This window comes from Sporosarcina sp. Y352 (genome assembly GCF_056786535.1).
The window spans coordinates 146,514-167,750 of sequence record NZ_JBXCJE010000003.1 but is presented as its reverse complement, the minus strand read 5'-3'; the positions used below and the strand labels follow the sequence as shown (position 1 = coordinate 167,750).

At 41.0% G+C, this 21,237-nt stretch carries 22 protein-coding genes; all 22 read left to right on the top strand.

Translation table 11 applies throughout. From position 1 onward, the window contains the following. Positions 1–55: 55 nt before the first annotated feature. The 22 genes from hemW to recO all read left to right on the top strand — a co-directional run bounded on the left by hemW (position 56) and on the right by recO (position 20,992). The gene (gene hemW, locus AC1TO6_RS06315) at positions 56–1,189 is read left to right on the top strand and encodes a radical SAM family heme chaperone HemW (protein WP_482100763.1); all 1,134 of its coding nucleotides are present in this window, start codon (positions 56–58) and stop codon (positions 1,187–1,189) included. A gap of 95 nt (positions 1,190–1,284) precedes the next feature. After that, positions 1,285–2,340, top strand: a complete 1,056-nt coding sequence (gene hrcA / locus AC1TO6_RS06310; protein WP_482100762.1) for a heat-inducible transcriptional repressor HrcA — start codon at positions 1,285–1,287, stop codon at positions 2,338–2,340. Next, entirely contained in the window at positions 2,337–2,912 is a 576-nt protein-coding gene (grpE, locus tag AC1TO6_RS06305; RefSeq protein ID WP_482100761.1) for a nucleotide exchange factor GrpE, read from the top strand. The genes hrcA and grpE overlap by 4 nt, the downstream gene beginning before the upstream one ends. A gap of 47 nt (positions 2,913–2,959) precedes the next feature. Then, on the top strand, positions 2,960–4,789 hold the full coding sequence (gene dnaK, locus AC1TO6_RS06300) for a molecular chaperone DnaK (protein ID WP_482100760.1): 1,830 nt from the start codon (positions 2,960–2,962) through the stop codon (positions 4,787–4,789). Between the two features lie 222 nt (positions 4,790–5,011). Continuing rightward, positions 5,012–6,127 (top strand): molecular chaperone DnaJ, encoded by a 1,116-nt coding sequence (gene dnaJ / locus AC1TO6_RS06295; RefSeq protein ID WP_482100759.1) that lies wholly within the window; start codon positions 5,012–5,014, stop codon positions 6,125–6,127. Between the two features lie 15 nt (positions 6,128–6,142). Next, the gene (gene prmA, locus AC1TO6_RS06290; RefSeq protein WP_482100758.1) at positions 6,143–7,087 is read left to right on the top strand and encodes a 50S ribosomal protein L11 methyltransferase; all 945 of its coding nucleotides are present in this window, start codon (positions 6,143–6,145) and stop codon (positions 7,085–7,087) included. After that, positions 7,056–7,832 (top strand): 16S rRNA (uracil(1498)-N(3))-methyltransferase, encoded by a 777-nt coding sequence (locus AC1TO6_RS06285; protein WP_482100757.1) that lies wholly within the window; start codon positions 7,056–7,058, stop codon positions 7,830–7,832. The genes prmA and AC1TO6_RS06285 overlap by 32 nt, the downstream gene beginning before the upstream one ends. A gap of 15 nt (positions 7,833–7,847) precedes the next feature. Further along, positions 7,848–9,188 (top strand): tRNA (N(6)-L-threonylcarbamoyladenosine(37)-C(2))-methylthiotransferase MtaB, encoded by a 1,341-nt coding sequence (gene mtaB / locus AC1TO6_RS06280; protein ID WP_482100756.1) that lies wholly within the window; start codon positions 7,848–7,850, stop codon positions 9,186–9,188. A 117-nt stretch (positions 9,189–9,305) separates the two neighbouring features. Then, complete coding sequence (deoC, locus tag AC1TO6_RS06275; RefSeq protein ID WP_482100755.1) at positions 9,306–9,977, top strand: deoxyribose-phosphate aldolase; 672 nt, start codon at positions 9,306–9,308, stop codon at positions 9,975–9,977. Between the two features lie 105 nt (positions 9,978–10,082). Next, complete coding sequence (rpsU, locus tag AC1TO6_RS06270; RefSeq protein ID WP_067208368.1) at positions 10,083–10,256, top strand: 30S ribosomal protein S21; 174 nt, start codon at positions 10,083–10,085, stop codon at positions 10,254–10,256. A 270-nt stretch (positions 10,257–10,526) separates the two neighbouring features. Further along, positions 10,527–11,858, top strand: coding sequence for an NfeD family protein (locus tag AC1TO6_RS06265; protein ID WP_482100754.1), 1,332 nt, complete (start codon positions 10,527–10,529; stop codon positions 11,856–11,858). Beyond that, on the top strand, positions 11,858–12,868 hold the full coding sequence (gene floA, locus AC1TO6_RS06260; protein ID WP_482100753.1) for a flotillin-like protein FloA: 1,011 nt from the start codon (positions 11,858–11,860) through the stop codon (positions 12,866–12,868). Before AC1TO6_RS06265 ends, floA begins: the two co-directional genes overlap by 1 nt. A gap of 38 nt (positions 12,869–12,906) precedes the next feature. Continuing rightward, positions 12,907–13,446: a hypothetical protein gene (locus AC1TO6_RS06255; protein ID WP_482100752.1), complete on the top strand. Its 540-nt coding sequence runs from the start codon at positions 12,907–12,909 to the stop codon at positions 13,444–13,446. Positions 13,447–13,496: 50 nt separating this feature from the next. Continuing rightward, positions 13,497–13,754 carry a hypothetical protein gene (locus AC1TO6_RS06250; RefSeq protein WP_482100751.1) on the top strand — a complete coding sequence of 86 codons (258 nt, stop codon included), beginning with the start codon at positions 13,497–13,499 and terminating at the stop codon, positions 13,752–13,754. Continuing rightward, entirely contained in the window at positions 13,747–14,844 is a 1,098-nt protein-coding gene (locus AC1TO6_RS06245) for a sporulation protein YqfD (protein ID WP_482100750.1), read from the top strand. Before AC1TO6_RS06250 ends, AC1TO6_RS06245 begins: the two co-directional genes overlap by 8 nt. A 4-nt stretch (positions 14,845–14,848) precedes the next feature. Further along, complete coding sequence (locus AC1TO6_RS06240; RefSeq protein ID WP_482101007.1) at positions 14,849–15,793, top strand: PhoH family protein; 945 nt, start codon at positions 14,849–14,851, stop codon at positions 15,791–15,793. A gap of 85 nt (positions 15,794–15,878) precedes the next feature. Then, positions 15,879–17,993 (top strand): HD family phosphohydrolase, encoded by a 2,115-nt coding sequence (locus tag AC1TO6_RS06235; protein WP_482100749.1) that lies wholly within the window; start codon positions 15,879–15,881, stop codon positions 17,991–17,993. Positions 17,994–18,014: 21 nt separating this feature from the next. Beyond that, complete coding sequence (gene ybeY, locus AC1TO6_RS06230) at positions 18,015–18,485, top strand: rRNA maturation RNase YbeY (RefSeq protein ID WP_482100748.1); 471 nt, start codon at positions 18,015–18,017, stop codon at positions 18,483–18,485. A 7-nt stretch (positions 18,486–18,492) separates the two neighbouring features. Beyond that, on the top strand, positions 18,493–18,843 hold the full coding sequence (locus AC1TO6_RS06225; protein ID WP_482100747.1) for a diacylglycerol kinase family protein: 351 nt from the start codon (positions 18,493–18,495) through the stop codon (positions 18,841–18,843). A 17-nt stretch (positions 18,844–18,860) separates the two neighbouring features. Continuing rightward, the gene (locus AC1TO6_RS06220) at positions 18,861–19,271 is read left to right on the top strand and encodes a cytidine deaminase (protein WP_482100746.1); all 411 of its coding nucleotides are present in this window, start codon (positions 18,861–18,863) and stop codon (positions 19,269–19,271) included. Next, positions 19,255–20,169: a GTPase Era gene (gene era, locus AC1TO6_RS06215; protein WP_482100745.1), complete on the top strand. Its 915-nt coding sequence runs from the start codon at positions 19,255–19,257 to the stop codon at positions 20,167–20,169. Before AC1TO6_RS06220 ends, era begins: the two co-directional genes overlap by 17 nt. A gap of 28 nt (positions 20,170–20,197) precedes the next feature. Continuing rightward, on the top strand, positions 20,198–20,992 hold the full coding sequence (gene recO, locus AC1TO6_RS06210) for a DNA repair protein RecO (protein ID WP_482100744.1): 795 nt from the start codon (positions 20,198–20,200) through the stop codon (positions 20,990–20,992). Positions 20,993–21,237: the final 245 nt, after the last annotated feature.

The following is a 21,237-nucleotide window of genomic DNA, read 5'->3' as shown; positions in this document are numbered from 1 at the left end:
TGGATTCCTTGAACAATGTTTTGAGTTTTTCTTACTAAAGAAAGGAAGTGACGGTATGAGGGGTATGTATATCCACATTCCGTTTTGCCATCAAATTTGTCATTACTGTGATTTCAATAAAGTATTTTTCAAGAACCAGCCTGTAGATGAATATATCGAATCGATAGGACAGGAACTATCTATCATGCATAATGAGGGGATTTCATTTAAAGAAGTCGAAACTGTTTTCTTAGGAGGCGGAACACCGACTTCACTATCTGAAAAACAACTCGAACGATTGCTTGAAATCATTCATGAATATGTTGATGTTAGTTCTTTAAAAGAATTTTCTACTGAAGCAAATCCTGATGAACTGACATTCGGGAAGTTAGCTGTTCTGAAAAATGGCGGCGTAAATAGATTGAGTATCGGTGTACAATCATTTGACGCGGAATTGTTGACGAAGATCGGGAGGACGCATAGTCCAGGTGATGCTGAACGAGTTGTTGGAGAAGCTAGAAAAGCAGGATTCGACAATATTAGTATTGATTTAATATACGGGTTACCGGGACAAACTATCGCTCAATGGCAAGATACGCTTATACAGGCGACTGCGCTTGACCTCCCTCATTATTCAGGATACTCCCTTATTGTCGAGCCGAAAACAGTGTTTTATAACTTGATGAATAAAGGAAAATTGCCGCTGCCGGGGGAAGATATCGAAACAGAAATGTTCACGATGCTAATTGAACATATGGAAAGCCATGGACGAAATCGTTATGAAATTAGTAATTTTGCAATACCTGGTCAAGAATCAATTCATAATCTCATCTACTGGGAGAACGCAACGTATGCAGGAATCGGTGCCGGTGCACATGGTTATATAAATGGAACCAGGTATTCAAACGTTGGACCGATTGCAAAATATATTGAAAAGACAGCTGCGGGTAATAGGCCGTTACAACAAACACATCTAGTTACAGAAACAGAAGCAATGGAAGAAGAGATGTTTCTTGGATTACGCAAATCATATGGCGTTTCTCGTTCATTATTTCAAAAGAAATTTGGAAAATCGCTTGAAAATGTATACGGTGAAACGCTGCAATCTCTGATTGAAGACGGACTTGTCATGCAATTGGATGATACCGTCAAGTTAACAGAGCACGGTGTTTACAGGGGAAATGATGTGTTTCAACAATTTCTTAAATAATCGTGAGTCAATTCGTTGACACGACGATCTGTATTTGTTAAATTATCAGTAGCATTAGCACTCGTGGTTATAGAGTGCTAACAGGAGTGATGGCTATGTTGACGAACAGACAATTGCTTATATTGCAACTGACGGTTGACGATTTCATCGAATCCGCACAACCTGTCGGATCAAGGCAGCTATCCAAAAAGCCGGAAGCTCCTTTCAGTCCTGCGACAATTAGGAATGAAATGGCTAATCTTGAAGAGATGGGTTATCTTGAAAAAACCCACACTTCATCCGGTAGAATACCATCTGAAAAAGGGTACCGATTTTATGTCGATCATTTGATGACTACAGAAAAGCTTAACATGGAAGACAGTATCCATTTGAGATCTGTTTTTCGAGAGAAAATTGTCGAAACTGAAGAGTTGATACGTAAATCTGCAACAATTCTTTCCGATTTGACCAATTACACTTCGATTCTTCTTGGACCAGACACTTCACTGCATGCAGTGAAACGTTTTTCAATCGTTCCTTTAGATCGGAAGACGGCTGTCGCTATTATCGTTACAGACAATGGCCGTGTTGAGAATAAGCTTTTCAATGTACCGGAAGGATTCACCGCGTCTGATATTGAAAAAATGGTGAACATCCTAAACGAACGACTGATTGGTACACCGCTTGTTAATATTCAAAAAATGCTAGTCGAGGAAACGAAAACGGTATTGGAACGTCATATCCATCACGCTGGCGACTTATTCGCCTCATTCCAACGGGCGATATCAATCGCACCGGAAGAACGGCTGTTTTTTGGCGGTAAAATGAATATGATGAAACAACCTGAATTCAATGATATCCATAAGATGAAAACATTTTTCGAACTGATGGATAATGCTGCACCGGCAATGACGTTTTTCCAAGAAGGTATGACAGGTATCCATGTCCGCATCGGCTCTGAAAATAATCACAATGCCATGGAAGATTACAGTGTGATTACAGCTACGTATTCAGCGGGCGACAATATGACGGGTTCCATCGCGATTATCGGACCAAAACGTATGGATTATGCAAGAGTCATTACTATGCTCGATTTAATGAGCAGTGATTTGTCCAGTGAATTGGCAAGGTTGACAATAGGCGGCGGAACGGCAGGGAGGAACGACCAATGACAAATGTAAATGATGAAATTGAAGTTAAAGAAGAATCAGTAAATGAAACGCTTGAAGATGGAATTGAAACAATCAATTCAGATGAAAATGTGGATTCGATTGAAATCATAGAAAACGGGAATGACACTACTGTGCAAGAACTGACAGAAAAACTACATGAAGAAGAGAACAAACGGTTGAGATTACTGGCAGACTATGAAAACTTCAAACGAAGGGTCTCCCTTGATAAAGAAGCAGCTCAAAAATACCGTGCTCAGAATGTAGTAACTAATCTTATTCCTGTTCTAGATAATTTTTCACGGGCATTGACTGTTGAAGCAAAAACAGAAGAAGTCCAAACGATGATGACGGGATTAGATATGATATACCGTACATTTGTCCAAGCTCTTGAAGAAGAGGGGCTCGTTGAGATCAAAGCACTCGATCAGGAGTTCGATCCTAATTTCCATCAAGCAATTATGACTGGAAAAGATGAAGATAAACCTGCAGGTATCGTACTTGAAGAATTGCAAGCAGGATATATGTTGAAAGACAGAGTACTGCGACCAGCAATGGTTAAAGTTAACGATTAAGTAGAATTACAATAAAAGAAGCACTATTTAATAGGAGGAATTTGATTATGAGCAAAATTATTGGTATTGACTTAGGGACAACAAACTCAGTAGTTGCAATTTATGAAGGCGGAGAGCCGAAAGTAATTCCAAATCCAGAAGGTAACCGTACAACACCATCCGTCGTAGCGTTTAAAAACGGCGAACGTCAAGTTGGAGAAGTTGCTAAACGCCAATCAATCACTAACCCGAACACAATCATGTCTGTTAAAAGGCATATGGGTACTGATTTCAAAGTTAAAGCAGAAGACAAAGAATATACACCTCAAGAAGTATCAGCGATGATTCTTCAATATTTGAAGGGGTATGCAGAAGAATACTTAGGTGAAAAAGTAACAAAAGCAGTTATTACTGTTCCAGCTTACTTCAGCGATGCACAACGTCAAGCAACACAAGATGCAGGTAGAATTGCTGGACTTGAAGTCGAACGAATTATTAATGAGCCAACTGCAGCGGCGCTTGCTTATGGTCTCGATAAAACGGATGAAGACGAAACAATTCTTGTATATGACCTTGGTGGCGGTACGTTCGACGTGTCGATCCTAGAACTAGGCGATGGCGTATTCCAAGTTAAATCTACTGCTGGAGACAACAAACTTGGAGGAGATGATTTTGACGATGTAGTCATTGACTTCCTCGTTCAGGAATTCAAAAAAGACAACGGTATTGATTTGTCAAAAGACAAAATGGCAATGCAACGTTTGAAAGATGCTGCTGAGAAAGCGAAAAAAGACCTTTCAGGCGTAACATCATCACAAGTATCACTACCTTTCATTACAGCAGGAGATGCAGGTCCACTTCACCTAGAAGTCACACTTTCTCGTGCGAAATTCGATGAATTGACTGCTCACCTTGTTGAACGCTCTATGGTTCCAACACGCCAAGCGTTAAAAGACGCTGGACTTGCTGCATCTGAAATTGATAAAGTAATTCTCGTTGGTGGATCAACTCGTATTCCATCGGTTCAAGAAGCTATTAAAAAAGAAACAGGTAAAGAGCCATATAAAGGCGTCAACCCGGATGAAGTAGTTGCACTTGGTGCGGCTGTACAAGGATCTATCTTAAGTGGAGATGTTACAGATGTTGTTCTATTAGACGTAACACCTTTATCACTAGGTATTGAAACAATGGGTAATGTCTTTACAAAACTAATCGAACGTAACACAACGATTCCAACTAGCAAATCACAAGTGTTTTCAACAGCAGCGGATAGCCAGCCAGCTGTGGATATTCATGTTTTGCAAGGCGAACGTCCAATGTCTGCGGACAACAAAACGCTAGGTCGTTTCCAATTGACGGATATTCCACCGGCTCCACGTGGAGTTCCTCAAATTGAAGTTACTTTTGATATCGATAAAAACGGGATTGTTACAGTTAAAGCGAAAGATCTTGGAACTCAAAAAGAGCAAAATATTACAATCCAAGCAAGTTCTGGTCTAACTGATGATGAAATCGAACGTATGGTGAAAGATGCTGAAGCGAATGCTGAGGTTGACCAAAAACGTAAAGAAGAAGCAGATTTGAAAAACGAAGCAGACCAACTCGTATTCATGGCTGAAAAGACATTAAAAGATCTTGAAGGAAAAGTTTCCGAAGAAGATGTGAAGAGTGTGGAAGAAGCTAAGGAAGAGTTGAAAGCTGCACTAGAAGCTGCTGATTATGATGAAATTCGTACGAAAAAAGAAAAATTGGATGAACTTGTCCAACAAATGTCAATGAAATTATATGAGCAAGCTGCAGCTGAATCCGCTGAAGGTGCTGAAGGCACTTCTGAGCCTAAGGACGACGACGTAGTTGACGCTGATTTTGAAGAAGTAGACGACAAAGAAACTAAATAAAAGTATTTGTTGACGGAAAAGTCAAAGTCCGATATTCCGGCTTTGGCTTTTTCGGTTTTTATTGCCGAGTCCAAGCAGCAGCGGCTAGCCCTTTAAGCTAATATAGCGGAAGGGGAATGAACTGCATCTATCCTGCATTTCGGAGCTCACTGAACGCTTACGCTTTTAAGTTCGTAGTGATACAATAGTAAACATGCCAAAGTATTTCGGGAGAGTGAAATAATGAGTAAAAGAGATTATTATGACGTATTGGGCTTGTCAAAGTCCGCTTCAAAAGACGAAATTAGGAAAGCCTATCGATCACTTTCAAAGAAATACCATCCTGACTTGAACAAAGCAGATGATGCAGTAGAGAAATTCAAAGAAGTGACTGAAGCATATGAAGTGCTGAGTGATGATTCGAAGAAAGCAAATTATGATCAATTCGGCCATACAAATCCAAATCAAGGATTTGGTGGCGGAGGTGGTGCTGACGGATTCGGTTTTGATGATATTTTCAGTAGTTTTTTCGGTGGGAATACCCGTCGGCGTGATCCGAACGCTCCTCGTAAAGGGGATGACCTTCAATACTCGATGAATATTGACTTTATGGAGGCAGTTTTCGGTAAGGAGACTGAAGTTGAAATACCGAAAGAAGAAACATGCGATACATGTGATGGTTCAGGTGCTAAAAAAGGAACGTCAGCTAAAACGTGTACACATTGTAGTGGTTCAGGGCAAATCAGCGTTACACAAAACACGCCGCTCGGTCAGATGGTAAACCGTAGAGCATGTCACCATTGTCAAGGAACTGGTAAAATTATTCCTGAAAAATGTTCGACTTGCCATGGCGCAGGTAGAGTAACGAAAAAGAAAAAAATTAAAGTGACAATCCCTGAAGGTGTTGATGATGGTCAACAGTTACGCGTATCCGGACAGGGTGAACCAGGTCATAATGGAGGACCTTCAGGAGATTTGTATATCGTATTCCGTGTGAGGCCACATGAGAAATTCATCAGAGAAGACGATGATATTTATCTGGAACTCAATCTATCGTTCCCGCAAGCATCTCTTGGTGATGAAATCGAAGTTCCAACTGTACAAGGAAAAGTGAATTTGAAAATACCTGCTGGTACTCAAACAGGAACACGATTCCGTTTGAAAGGCAAAGGTGTTAAAAACGTCCATGGTCGTGGAATTGGAGATCAGCACGTTATTGTAAAAGTGACGACGCCTAAGAAAATGACGGAAAAACAGAAAGAACTTATGCGTGAGTTTGCGGCGATTAGTGGGGATTCTCTTGATGAGTATTCAAGTTCTCTTTTCGATAAAATCAAACGATCAATCAAAGGCGACTGAAAGGGATGAATTCATATGAAGTGGTCAGAGGTATCTATTCATACGACACATGAAGCAACTGAAGCAGTAGCAAATATTTTACATGAAGCTGGTGCAAGTGGGGTCGTTATAGAGGATTCAGCGGAACCAGATCGAATCCACGAAGACCAGTACGGTGAAATATGGGCACTGGACAAAAATGATTTTCCTTTAGAGGGAGTCATTTTAAAGGCATATTTACCTGTTAATAGTTTTCTGATAGAAACAGTTAAAGATATTGAACTGTCAATCGAAGGTTTGTCAAAATTCGGATTGGATGTCGGTAAAAATGCTATTCAGATGAATGAAGTCGATGAAGAAGATTGGGCAACTGCATGGAAGAAGTACTATCATCCTGTTAAAATTTCTGGCCGCTTTACAATTGTACCAACATGGGAAGAATACGTTCCGGTTGAGTCTGATGAATTGATTATTGAGCTTGATCCGGGAATGGCTTTTGGGACAGGTACACATCCAACAACAGTACTGTGTCTGCAAGCGCTTGAGAAATACGTTAAACCTGGCTACACAGTTGTGGATGTAGGAACTGGTTCAGGAGTACTCGCCATCGGTGCGGCACTCTTAGGTGCATCACGGGTTCATGCGCTAGACTTGGACCAAGTCGCAGTAGTAGCCGCAAAAGATAACATCAAGTTGAATCACGTTGAAGGAACGGTCGAAGTGGTACACGGTAATTTACTAGAGTCTGTAAAAGAACCGACTGATATTATCATTGCTAATATTTTGGCCGAAGTTATCATTTCCTTTTCACAAGATGCTTATACCATTTTACCGGAGGATGGCCTATTTATTGTTTCGGGAATTATCGGCCAGAAACGGGACCTGGTAAAGGATGACCTAGTGAGTAAAGGATTTGAGATTATAGAGTCTGTCCTTATGGAAGACTGGGTTGCTATTATTGCGAGAAAAAGGAGCGTGTAACAATTTGCAACGCTATTTTCTGCAATCCCCTTTTGATGATGAAGGGATCGCGACAATAAAGGGCGATGATGGAAAACATATCATTCGTGTCATGCGGATGAATGTCGATGATAATGTCATTGCTGTTACGAACGGGGAGGCTTTTATTTCTTTAATTACTGAATTGCTACCGGATGGTGTAGTTATTTTGCGTACCGGCAATGCATTAAAGTCTAATGAAATGCCTGTTCAAGTAACAATTGCCTGTGGTCTGCCAAAAGGCGATAAACTCGATTTAATTGTTCAAAAAGGAACTGAGCTTGGTATGTCGGGGATTCTACCATTTCAAGCTGAGAGATCCATTGTTAAGTGGGATGAAAAAAAAGGTGATAAAAAAGTTGAACGGCTTCGCAAAATTTCCAAAGAGGCCGCAGAACAATGTCATCGAACCGTTATTCCTGAAGTGGGAAACCCATTATCATTTCAGCAATTGATTGTGGAATCAAGGCAATTTGACGTCTTACTTTTTGCAGATGAAGAGGATGCGAAATGTGGAGAGCCTCATAAAATTGCTGATCGTCTAAAAAATGTATATCATGAACAAACGGTGCTAGTTGTATTCGGACCAGAAGGCGGGTTATCGAGAACAGAAGCTGAAAATCTCCGTTCTGAAGGGTTTCTGCCGATTGCATTAGGTCCGCGCATCTTGCGGACTGAAACGGCACCATTGTATTTATTGTCCGCAATGTCATACGAATTTGAATGAAAGAGGTGAGCAGCTGTGTCTTCGGTGGCATTTCATACGTTGGGCTGCAAAGTGAATCATTACGAAACCGAGGCAATCTGGCAACTTTTCAAGGAAGCCGGTTATGACCGCGGTGATTTCGAAAAGAACTCTGATGTTTATGTCATTAATACATGTACAGTGACGAATACCGGTGATAAGAAAAGCCGACAAGTCATTCGTCGGGCAGTCCGAAAAAATTCGGATGCTGTCATTTGTGTAACGGGTTGTTACGCACAAACTTCTCCTGCTGAAATCATGGCGATTCCTGGGGTTGATATTGTTGTTGGAACACAGGATCGGACCAAACTTCTTGGGCTCATTGATGAGTACCGTTCAGAACGTAAGCCGATCAATGCTGTCCGCAACATTATGAAAAACAGAGTTTATGAAGAACTAGATGTACCTGCATTTACTGATCGCACACGTGCGTCCCTCAAAATCCAGGAGGGATGTAATAACTTCTGTACATTTTGCATCATTCCGTGGGCTCGTGGACTTATGCGTTCGCGTGATCCACAGGAAGTCATCCGTCAGGCGCAACAGCTTGTCGATGCGGGATATCTTGAAATTGTTTTAACAGGTATTCATACAGGTGGTTACGGAGAAGATTTGAAAGATTACAATCTGGCTCGGCTGCTACGTGATCTTGAAACCCAGGTGATAGGACTGAAACGTCTTCGTATCAGTTCGATTGAAGCGAGCCAACTTACAGATGAGGTCATCGATGTCCTTCGTAATTCATCTACAATCGTTCGTCATCTGCATATTCCGATTCAATCCGGTTCCAACTCCGTTTTGAAACGTATGCGCCGGAAATATACGATGGAATTTTTTGCAGAACGTCTGGACAGATTGCGTGATGCACTGCCACAATTGGCAATCACTTCAGATGTTATCGTCGGTTTTCCTGGTGAGACTGAAGAAGAGTTCTTGGAAACATACAACTTTATCCGTGATTATAAATTCTCTGAACTTCATGTTTTCCCTTATTCAAAACGGACTGGGACTCCCGCCGCAAGAATGGAAGACCAGGTTCCCGAAGCTGTAAAAAACGAACGTGTTCATCGCCTGATCGAATTGAACGATCAGCTGGCGAAGCAATATGCATCGACATTCGAAAATGTGGTACTCGAGGTCATCCCGGAAGAAAAGTATAAGCTTGATCCGGACAGCGGGTTATATGAAGGCTACTCGGATAATTATTTGAAACTCGTTTTTCCCGCTGATGAGTCCATGGTCGGTAAAATCATTCGTGTAAAAGTCGTGAAAGCAGGCTATCCCTATAACGAAGGACAGTTTGTCCGTGTTATTGAGGAAGAGACACAACTCGTCTAAATCAGCTATCTAAAAAAGCTGTTCTTATCCATTTTGGAAGGAACAGCTTTTTTCGTGCAGAAACGAATGGTTCTTGATATGATATCAGAAGTACGGACAACTCAAGGAGGTATTCATTTGAATACAAATTATGCTACTTATATCGATCATACATTATTAAAAGCAGATGCTTTAAAAACAGAAATAACGACATTATGTGAAGAAGCCCGTAAATATTCGTTTGCTTCTGTCTGTGTAAACCCGGCATGGGTAAAAACAGCTTCAGCTGCACTTGAAGGTTCACCAGTTAAGGTTTGTACAGTCATTGGTTTTCCTTTGGGAGCGTCAACGTCTGAGGTAAAGGCATTTGAAACTGCTGATGCGATTGCAAACGGAGCAACTGAAATCGATATGGTCATTAATATAGGAGCCCTTCGCAGTGGTGATGATGCGGCTGTGGAAAAAGACATTAAAGCAGTTGTTAATGCAGCAAAAGGAAAAGCGATTGTAAAGGTTATTATTGAAACAGCTTTACTAACTGATAAAGATAAAAGAAAAGCATGTGAACTATCGGTTCTAGCAGGTGCTGATTTCGTGAAAACATCAACCGGTTTTTCAACTGGGGGAGCGACAGAGGAAGACGTCAAGTTGATGAGAGCCGTCGTTGGACCTGAAATGGGTGTCAAGGCTTCGGGTGGAGTTCGAAGCTTGGAAGACATGAAGAAAATGATAGATGCAGGGGCTACAAGAATAGGTGCAAGTTCAGGCGTTCAAATCATGCAAGGGTTGGAATCTAAATCTGATTATTAATTTGAAAGTTTTATATTGACCTATGCTTAATTACGAGGTATAATTTATGAGTACAAGGCACTTGGTCTTGTACAAGAAGTGTGTTTGGAGGGAGGGACAAGAGATATGTCGAAAACTGTTGTTCGTAAAAACGAATCGCTTGAAGATGCTCTTCGCCGCTTCAAACGTACTGTATCCAAAAGTGGAACAATACAAGAGGTAAGAAAGCGTGAGTTTTATGATAAGCCGAGTGAGAAACGTAAAAAGAAATCTGAAGCTGCAAGGAAACGTAAATTCTGATTTCCTGCGATGATGAGTTCGATCTTGTTTTCAATTTAAAATTTGGTAAACCGGAAAATCCTTTATGGGTTTTCCGGTTTATTTGTATATGCTTGAGATAATTTACTACCTGTGCCAATCATGCGTATTAATATGCAAATCGGCTATGTAACACCGTGCACTTTTCGAGATGAAGAAAAATAAACATATTTACAATGAAAATGAAACTTCCGCGCATTTAGAACGTATATAGAGATATAATAGATTCTATAAAGAGAGGTGAACAATACTATGCATAAAATGATAGGAAAAATTCTCCTGTTCATTTTATTCGTATCGGCATTCACGTTTCCGTTCTTAGAAACCGGTGCGGCAACAACTAAAGTTTATAAAGTTCCCATTGAAGACGTTGTTGAAAAAGGATTATACGCATTTTTGCAAAGGTCATTCGCAGAAGCTGAAGATGCGGATGCAAAAGCAATCATCTTGGACATCAATACACCAGGTGGCTTTACTGATGCAGCGGGAAAAATTGCTAAGCTCATGGATGAAACAGATTTAAAGATAATCGCTTACATCAATGATGATGCTTTATCTGCGGGCGCATACTTGGCACTTCATGCAGATCGAATCTACATGTCTCCAAATGGACGAATGGGTGCTGCACAGGTGATTGACTCTTCTGGCAATGCGGCGGATGTCAAAGCACATAGTGCCTGGGTCGCAAGCATGATAAATGCAGCGAAGTCTTCAAAACGTAACCCATTATATGCTGAAGCTATGGCAAATCCTAAAATCGATCTTCCCGACTACCGAGCAGGTGTTGGTGAATTACTGACACTTACTGCGGATGAGGCAATGAAAGTCGAATATAGTGAAGGAACGGTGACATCCCTCAAAGAGTTGCTAAAAGAAACAGGACTTGAAAACGCAGAGATTATTTCGACGAATGAAACATTTACGGAGAGTATTGCACGTTTCGTCACGCATCCTGTCGTTGTTCCGATTCTTTTGTCAATTGCTGGACTGGGATTTGTACTGGAGCTATACTCTCCGGGGTTTGGAGTAGCAGGAACTATGGCTGCCAGTTCATTAGTATTATTTTTCTACGGGCACCTGATTGCTGGACTCGCAGGCTACGAAACAATTATCTTATTTCTAATTGGAGTGGGTCTGGTAGTAGCGGAAATCTTCCTTCCGCATGGCGTTGCAGGTGTTGTTGGATCGCTCGCAATTATTGGAAGTATTATTATGGCGGGCGGCAATCCGATGTATATGGCGATATCTGTCTTAATCGCGGTTGCTATCGCTGTAACAGGGATGGTGATTATTATGAAATTTTTCGGTAAAAAATTGCACTTGCTTAACAAGATGGTATTGATGGATTCAACTGATACTGAAAGTGGCTATGTTTCTAATGTGAATAGAAAAGAACTACTGGGCCGCACCGCGCAGACATCTACAGCACTTAGACCATCCGGTGCAATAGAACTGGACGGCGAACGAATTGATGTTGTTTCCGATGGAAGCTACATTGATAAAGGAAAGAATGTTATTATTGTAAAGGTTGAAGGTTCTCGAATTGTAGTCAGGGAATCAGTAGAAAAGGGGGAAATTGAATAATGCAAGCACTTTTAGGTACAGGTAGTTTAGTTACAATCGTTATAATTGCTTTTATCGCAATTATTGTTTTGTCAGTGTTTTTCACACTCGTTCCTGTGACACTGTGGATATCCGCAATGGCAGCAGGCGTTAGAGTCAGTATTTTCACATTAATAGGTATGCGTCTTCGCCGGGTTATCCCAAGTCGAATCGTTAATCCGCTCATTAAGGCACACAAAGCGGGGCTTGAGGTTTCAATTAATCAGCTTGAAAGTCACTATCTTGCAGGAGGGAACGTTGACCGTGTTGTCAATGCTCTGATTGCTGCACACCGTGCAAATATCGAACTTACATTTGAACGTGCGGCTGCGATCGATCTAGCGGGTCGTGACGTTTTAGAGGCAGTTCAAATGTCCGTTAACCCTAAAGTTATTGAAACACCATTCATTGCCGGTGTGGCAATGAACGGGATTGAAGTAAAAGCAAAAGCTCGTATAACAGTTCGTGCAAACATTGACCGACTTGTCGGTGGTGCTGGTGAAGAGACAATCGTAGCACGTGTTGGTGAAGGTATCATATCGACAATCGGTTCTTCAATTGACCACGCAAAAGTATTAGAAAATCCAGATATGATTTCACAAACTGTGCTAGCAAAAGGTCTTGACTCAGGTACAGCATTTGAAATCCTATCGATTGATATCGCAGACGTTGATATCGGTAAAAACATCGGTGCAGAACTTCAAACTGAACAAGCTATGGCTGATAAAAATATTGCACAGGCAAAAGCAGAAGAACGCCGTGCTATGGCAGTGGCAAATGAGCAAGAGATGAGAGCAAAAGTTGAAGAAATGAGAGCGAAAGTTGTTGAAGCCGAAGCAGAAGTTCCACTTGCAATGGCGGAATCACTACGTTCAGGTAACATGGGAGTTATGGATTACATGAACTTTAAAAATGTCCAGGCAGATACGGGAATGCGCGATTCCATCAGTAAATATGGAAAAACCGATAAAACCGACCCAGCCAAAGACTAATCCGGAAGAAACAGATTCCCGGAAAGGGGATGCACTTAATGGATAGTGGACTTATCATATTGATCATCTCTCTAGCTGTCGGAGCTTTTCTAAACGGTAAAGGAAAGAAAAGCCCACCCGAAAAAGGACCGCAACCAAAGCCATTCACGGCAACAGGTCAGGCTCCAAATAGTCCGACACGTAAATTAAAAGAGATGTCAAAAGACTTGTATCGCGAATTGCAAAAAGAGATGCAGACTCAGGATGCGGAACCGCCAAGTCGCAAACTCCAAACACAACAGGAACAAACGCAACAGCGACAACTGCATCAAGAAATGGTTCTTACTACTTCCGAAACAGCACAACCTGCAAGACCTACTTCTAGTAGAAAAGAACGTGCTGATTCAACAGTTAGTCGTCATATTGAGCGTCCTGATTCTTCTGTAAGTCGTCATAGTGGAAGATTGTCGGCACATGGCGGCGTACGCCAATCTGTAGAAATTGTGGAAAAGCTTGATCTAATACCAAAAAGTCAAGATGACCTGTTTAAAGGTATTGTCTTCTCTGAAATCTTCGGTCCACCGAAATCAAAAAGATAAGCATCGACCCCCTATCCAAATCATACAATGTGGATAGGGGGTTTTATATTTTGAGAAAACTATTTAATACCGGTTCATCAATTACAATTGAGGATTTTTCATCATTACGAATCACTGGTCCTTACTCTTTGCTGAAACTTGGCCCCGATTTTGCGATTATTAGCAGCGGAGAATACAAGATTGAAGTGTCAGGGACTGACTTAACAGTTGAAACACTTACGGAGGAAGTGGCCCTTTTTACATTTACCTCCATTAGTGCTATGAACATTAAAACTGGTGAAAAACAGGAAGCTGTGTATGATGCGTAAACGGTATGCTGTTAAAGTTTCAGGCGACGGTGACCTTCCTGGATTTCTCACAAAATTGGTGACAATAGGAACAAAAATAACATCGTTATCGGTTGTTGATGGTGTTGCTCGTTTTCGGACGGATCGTAGTGGGCTTCGTACTATCCGGCGCAATAGAAGGAATTATCGTTTAAAAGTGGCAATCTCAATTGCAAATCTTCAGTCGGGTTCAATAGTTTTTTTTTCTACAGGTCGTTTTCTTATAGCCTGTCTTATTCCGTTAGCGGCATCCTATTTCCTCTGGTCAGTAGAAATTGAATCCGATATCCCTGAAGTCGTGGATAGAATTGAGAAGAAACTTGAAAAAGGTTCAATTGTTCCGTTAAGACCTTTAGCTCTAATCCCAGATGAAGGTGAAATTCGCCGAAACCTTATGCTAGATGATCCGAATTTATCTTGGGTTAGATTTAGACGGGTCGGTACATCGCTCACGGTTATACCGATGATTTCGCCTCCCTCAAATAACATAGTCGAAGCTGAAGAGGCTCCATCTAACCTCGTAGCGCGTACCGGGGGTGTAATTACACGTTTTGAATTGAAAAGAGGTGAACGGGTCAGTCGAGTTCATCAGACTGTAAAAGAAGGGGACGTGCTTGCTACGGGAATCCTTGAACAAGGCGATAAAACAACAATTGTAGCTGCGGACGGAGCCGTTTATGCAGATTACTGGGTTGAATATTCATTCAGCTTGCCAAAAGAAATGAAATTCCAGTTGCAAGGTGAAGAAATTGTTAAATATTCATTTAACCCTCCGTGGAAGCAGCAAGGAGAAAAGAAGTGGACTCTGCAATCTTTTATTAAAATGGAAAGACATGTGGAAGAGACTGCAGGACAGTTTGAATTGGTTAAAGGGATGGAGGAAACAGTACTAATTCCCTTACTAAAAAACAAGCTATTATCGGAATCTTTTTCAAAAGCAATAATTAAAGATGAAAATATTTTACACGTGACATTCGGTAATGATAAAGTTAGTGGGACTATATTGTTTCTGATCAATGACAATATAGCTGTTAAAAGACTGATTCCCAAGGAGACTGAGCCTATTGGATGAGCAAATGATTCAACTTCATGTTGAAGACCCTAATGAAACAGTGATGCTTCTTGGCATTTCTGACCAGAATATGAAGCTGATTGAGGAAGAACTGAACATTTCAGTATTGACCAGAGGTGACACGATTTCAATCAGTGGTGATGAAGAGAATAGGAATTCAGCAAAAGTGCTTTTGGAGCAGTTATTGAAAGTAATACGTAAAGGTACTAATATTAATCAACGAGATGTCTCGACAGCCCTCGAGATGGTGAAAAGTGGCACAATCGAATACTTTGCTGAACTGTACGATGAAGAAATTTCTAGGAATATGAAAGGAAAGGCGATTCGCGCGAAAACGATTGGTCAGCGTGAATACGTTAGTGCAGTTCGTTCGAGAGATCTTGTATTTTGTATTGGTCCAGCGGGAACAGGAAAGACATACTTAGCAGTCGTACTAGCAGTACTGGCGATGAAAACAGGATCTGCCAAAAAGATAATACTTACACGACCAGCAGTCGAGGCTGGAGAGAGTCTTGGGTTCCTCCCAGGCGACTTGAAAGAAAAAGTCGACCCATACCTGCGTCCGCTATACGACGCCCTCCATGACGTGCTGGGAGCAGAACAGACGGATAGACTTATGGAGCGGGGAGTTATTGAAATTGCGCCCCTTGCTTATATGAGGGGACGAACACTCGACGACGCCTTTATTATTTTGGATGAAGCGCAAAATACGACAAAAGCACAGATGAAAATGTTCTTGACACGACTCGGTTTTGGTTCGAAAATGGTAATCAATGGGGACAAAACCCAAATTGACTTGCCACGAGGCACTGAATCAGGCTTAATTGTCGCAGAAAAAATTCTAAGTAACGTAAGTGATATTCATTTCCAATATCTAGAACAAGGGGATGTCGTACGCCACCCACTCGTAGCCAAAATAATTGAAGCGTATGAACAGGAGCAGTCATAGAAAGTGACTGCTTTTTCTTTAGAATCATCGCTGCTCTAATTGTAGTCATAGAGAAGCAGGGGGAGAGATTCCAATTTTTAAGCCAATGGGGAAACTTTTTAAAACACTTAAGTTCAATTACTTGTCGCTATTTTTATTAGCGATATCAATGATACTCCTTTTTACTTTCATGTATGGCAGCGTTAAAAAAGAAACCTATGAGGTAAAACTATTTCAAATTTCATTGGATACCATACGTTCATTAAAAACGGTAGAAGATACTGTGAAAACAGAGCAGGAAAGAGAACGCGCGGCTAATGAAGTTAATCCATACTATCAATTTTCCGAAGATGTTGTGAAAAATAGGCAAGCGATTGCAACGTCTATATTTGATTTGCTTATTGAAGTGAAAACCTCGAGTGAACCTGGGAAAACTGAAACAGAAGCGCCAACTAAGTCCGCCAAAGAACAACTTCCGACTATGCGGGCTAAACTTGCGAGCCTGGAAAAGGAAGAACCTGGACTGCGCTTGAGTGATGATGCCCTTACCAGTCTTTTAGCACAAAACACAGAGACATTGCTTAATATGCAGAAAATACTTGTCAATGTTATTGGGGAGGAATTATCGAAACCTGTCAGGACTTCAGATTTGTCGACTGTACGCGACGAAGTCGAACGGGAAATTCGACTTACGGAAGCGGTTCCGTCTACTGCCTTACAAACATTAATTGCGATTAGCAAATCCCTTATTGTTGAGACAGAATTGATTAACGAAGATATGACGAAGGCACGGATCGTACAAGCTAAGGAATCTGTTGAGCCTACACGTATTTTACAAGGGCAAGTAATTGTACGCGAAGGCCAAGTTATCGATAAAGAAGTATACAGGCAATTGGAGCTTGCAGGTGTGTTGTCAAACCAGTCATCCATGAAGCCGTTGGTTGGCCTGATTATCTTTGTTGTAATTATCGGTGCAATCATTTATATGCACTTTGGATCTTGGAACGAAAATAGAGTAACAAAAAGAAAAGCATTACTTATTGCGCTATCAGTCTTTTTTCTATTAGTAGTCATTATGAAGTTACTATCGCTTATTGGAAAGGATTTTGATGTCCTTCTCGCATTTCTATTCCCAACAGCCCTTGCACCAATGTTAATGAAGCTGTTAACCAATGAACGTCTTGCGATATTGTCAACAATCATCACGGCTGCAACTGCGGGAATAATTCTTCAGGAAGGTTATGCAGCAATCATTCAAATGGAAGTTGCATTATACATACTTTTCGGCGGTATTGTGAGCTTATATTTGCTTGGTAATGGTGGAAGACGTTCGAATATTTTACGGACAAGTCTTGGGGTATCCGTTTCAAATATGATGTTTATCGCATTTTACCTCTTGATGACACAGTCTTCTTATGATTTGACGGAGCTAGTCTATTATGTGATAGCGGCAATTGCTTCTGGTATTTTATCTGGAGCACTTACAATCGGTCTCATGCCATTCTTTGAGTCGGCCTTTCGATTGTTGTCCGACATGCGTCTAATCGAATTATCGAATCCAAATCATCCATTGTTGAAAAAGGTTTTGACCGAAACACCAGGTACTTATCATCATAGTGTTATGGTTGCCAATCTGGCTGATGCAGCGTGCGAATCGATTGGAGCGAATGGACTTCTTGCAAGAGTCGGGAGCTATTATCACGACATTGGCAAGACCATCAGACCGGGCTTTTTTATAGAAAATCAGCTTGCTGGACAAAATCCTCATGATGCTCTACCACCGGAGAAGAGTAGGGACATTATTATCGCCCATGCGGAAGATGGTGCAAAGCTGCTTGAAAAGCACAAGATGCCAGCTGAAATTATCGATATCGCGCGTCAACATCATGGTACGAGTACATTAAAGTATTTTTACTTTAAAGCGAAAGAATCTGGTATGGATGTTACGGAGGAGGAATTTCGGTATTCGGGTCCTAGACCGCAAACAAAAGAAATCGCAATAATATCAGTAGCTGACAGTGTTGAAGCAGCAGTACGTTCGATGAAAGAACCCACCCCACAAAAAATAGCAGCACTTGTAAAATCGATTGTAAATGATAAATTAAATGATGGCCAATTCGATGAATGTGATCTTTCAATGAAAGAATTAAAGACAGCTGAAAGAGTTATTTGCGAAACATTGAATGGGATATTCCACAACCGTATTGAATATCCAAAGTGAGTTTGAAAGGAGTGTCAGAGAATGCTGGAAATTTATTTTGAAGATGAAACTAAAAAAGTAGATAAAGAAACAGAAGACTTGATAAGAGAATTGCTAAGCCATGCTTCAGTAGAAGAAGGTTTGACTGGAGAAATAGAATTGGCTGTAACATTCATGACAGATGAGGAAATACAAGAAGTGAATTCTGAATATCGTGGTAAAAATGTTCCGACAGATGTTATTTCATTTGCTCTTGAAGAGATGACGGAAGGCGAAATTGCAATAATTCCGATAGAAGGCATGCCGACCGTATTAGGTGATATACTTATATCAGTGGAAACAGCTGGTAGGCAAGCAGAAGAGTATGGGCACGATTTTCATCGTGAAATCGGTTTTCTAGCACTGCATGGTTTTTTGCATCTGCTAGGGTACGATCATATGACAGAAGTTGACGAAGCTAAAATGGTCGGCAGGCAGAAAGAGATTCTCGCATCATTCGGACTTGAGAGGTGAATACTCGATGCGGAAGTTTTTGCTATCATTCGTCTACGCGTGGAATGGAATCCGTCACGGTATACTAGTAGAACGAAATGCTAAATTGCATTTATTTTCCGCTATTATTGTCGTGTCTGCAGGAGTACTGACTGGATTGTCACGATACGAATGGTTTATCATTCTCATTTTGATTGGCGGGATGCTCGCACTTGAAATGTTGAATTCGGCGGTGGAACGTGTTGTTGATCTTGTAACAGATACGCGCCATCCGCTTGCAAAACAGGCGAAAGATCTTGCTGCGGGTGCTGTGCTAATATACGCAATGATTAGTGCATTAATCGGGTTGATTATTTTTTTACCGAGATGGTTTAACTAAATTGAAGAGGTGTTTTTATGGATGTAGAACAATTATTAAATGAGTCGAAAAAAGCACGTGAAAAAGCGTATGTACCATACTCGAAGTTTCCGGTCGGGGCTGCACTTTTGGCTGACGATGGAACTATTTATCACGGTTGTAATATTGAAAACTCTGCATACAGTATGACGAATTGTGCGGAAAGAACGGCATTTTTTAAAGCGGTTTCCGATGGTGTACGGACGTTCAAAGCACTTGCAGTAGTTGGAGATACGCAAGGTCCAATCTCCCCGTGCGGAGCATGCAGACAAGTCATAGCTGAATTTTGTGATGGCGCAATGCCTGTATATCTGACAAACTTAAATGGGGACGTAGAAGAAACAACGGTAGCAAAATTGCTTCCGGGCGCATTTTCCAAGGAGGATCTTTCATATGCAGCAAAACAATAATAAGTTTAAATCAGGGTTCATATCGATTATTGGCCGCCCTAATGTTGGTAAATCAACATTTCTAAACCATGTAGTCGGTCAGAAAATTGCCATCATGAGCGACAAACCCCAGACAACACGCAATAAAGTGCAAGGGGTTGTTACAACAGATGAATCACAAATAATATTCATTGACACTCCAGGAATTCATAAGCCAAAGCATAAGCTTGGTGATTTCATGGTGAAAAGTGCTCGTAACACGTTAAAAGAAGTAGATATAATCATGTTCATGGTTAATGCTGACGAAGCGATTGGCCGCGGTGATCGATTCATCATCGACTTACTTGAAAACTCGGAGACACCCGTGTTTTTAATCATCAATAAAATTGACCTAGTACACCCAGACGAGTTGTTTAAAATTATCACATCTTATACTTCCGAATTCGATTTCGCTGAAATTGTTCCAATTTCAGCTTTAAACGGTAATAATGTGGAGCGTTTGCTAGAAACGATGACGAAGTACTTACCTGAAGGGCCCAAATATTACCCTGATGATCAAGTAACGGATCATCCTGAGCGATTCATTATTTCTGAATTAATTCGCGAAAAAGTATTACATCTAACGAGAGAAGAAATTCCACATTCCATAGCAGTTGTTATTGAAAAGATTGAACGCGAGGAATCACGTGAAATGGTTAACGTAATGGCAACGATTGTCGTTGACCGCGATTCTCAGAAAGGCATTGTTATCGGTAAAAAAGGTGCATTGCTTAAAGAAATCGGCACGAAAGCAAGATATGATATTGAAATGTTACTTGGTTCAAAAGTATTTCTTGAGTTGTGGGTTAAAGTGCAAAAAGATTGGCGTAATAAGCCAGGTCAACTGAAAGAATTCGGTTTCAGGGACGATGAGTATTAAGAAATGAGTTGCATAAGTTGACAAAGAGGTGATTGCTTCGCTGAACAAATGGGAAGGAATCATTTTAAGAGGCATTCCGTATGGCGAGTCCAACAAAATTGTTACGCTGTTCACACGTGAAGGCGGTAAAATGACGGCAATGGCGCGTGGTGCGAAGAAACCGGCTAGCAGGCTAGCAGCAGTCACACAACCCTTCACACACGGTTCATTTCTGATTCGAACTGGCAGAGGAATGGGGACGCTTGAACAGGGTGAACCACTCGACTCAATGCGGCATATTCGAGAAGACTTGGAAGCAACGGCCTATGCCAGTTATATTGTCGAATTGATTGATAAGCTTACTGAAGATAATGAACGTATCGTGGGGATATATGGATTGTTATATGATGCGCTTCACGCAATTAACGAACAATATGACCCCGAAGCGATTGCATTATTCGTTGAGTGGAAAATGTTGCCAATAGCTGGCATTCATCCAGTTCTTCATCAATGTGCAAACTGCGGAGCGACAGAGGGAGAGTTTGCATTTTCCTTTATGCAAACCGGTTTTATCTGCCACAGATGCTTCCAGGTAGACAAATTTGCAACCCGAATTACACCAAGTCAATTAAAACTGATACGGACATTTTATACAGTCCCCATCAATCGAGTTGGTAATTTGACATTGAAAAAGACAACGAAAGAATTCATGAAAAAACTTGTTCGTACAATTTACGATGAGCAAGTGGGAATTCGTTTGAAGTCGAGATCATTCCTCGATCAGCTAGATTCGACACCCGAACTATTGCCCAGAAAAGAAAAACCTAAAGAAGAAAGCGAATAACTTTCTGAAATAGAAACCCCGAATTCTGGACTCTTTTAACTAGAGCCTGAATTCGGGGTTTATTATCTGGAAAAAGATTTACTCACTAATCACTCGTACTGTTCCATAATAACGTTGGCATTGAGAAATTTAAATTTCAAAATTGCCCTCAGCAAGCATACTGAATTCGGGACCCTTTAGTGCGAATTCTATAGGGTCACCACTTTCAAAGTGAAACGTGACATACTACTTTATACTAGCAGATA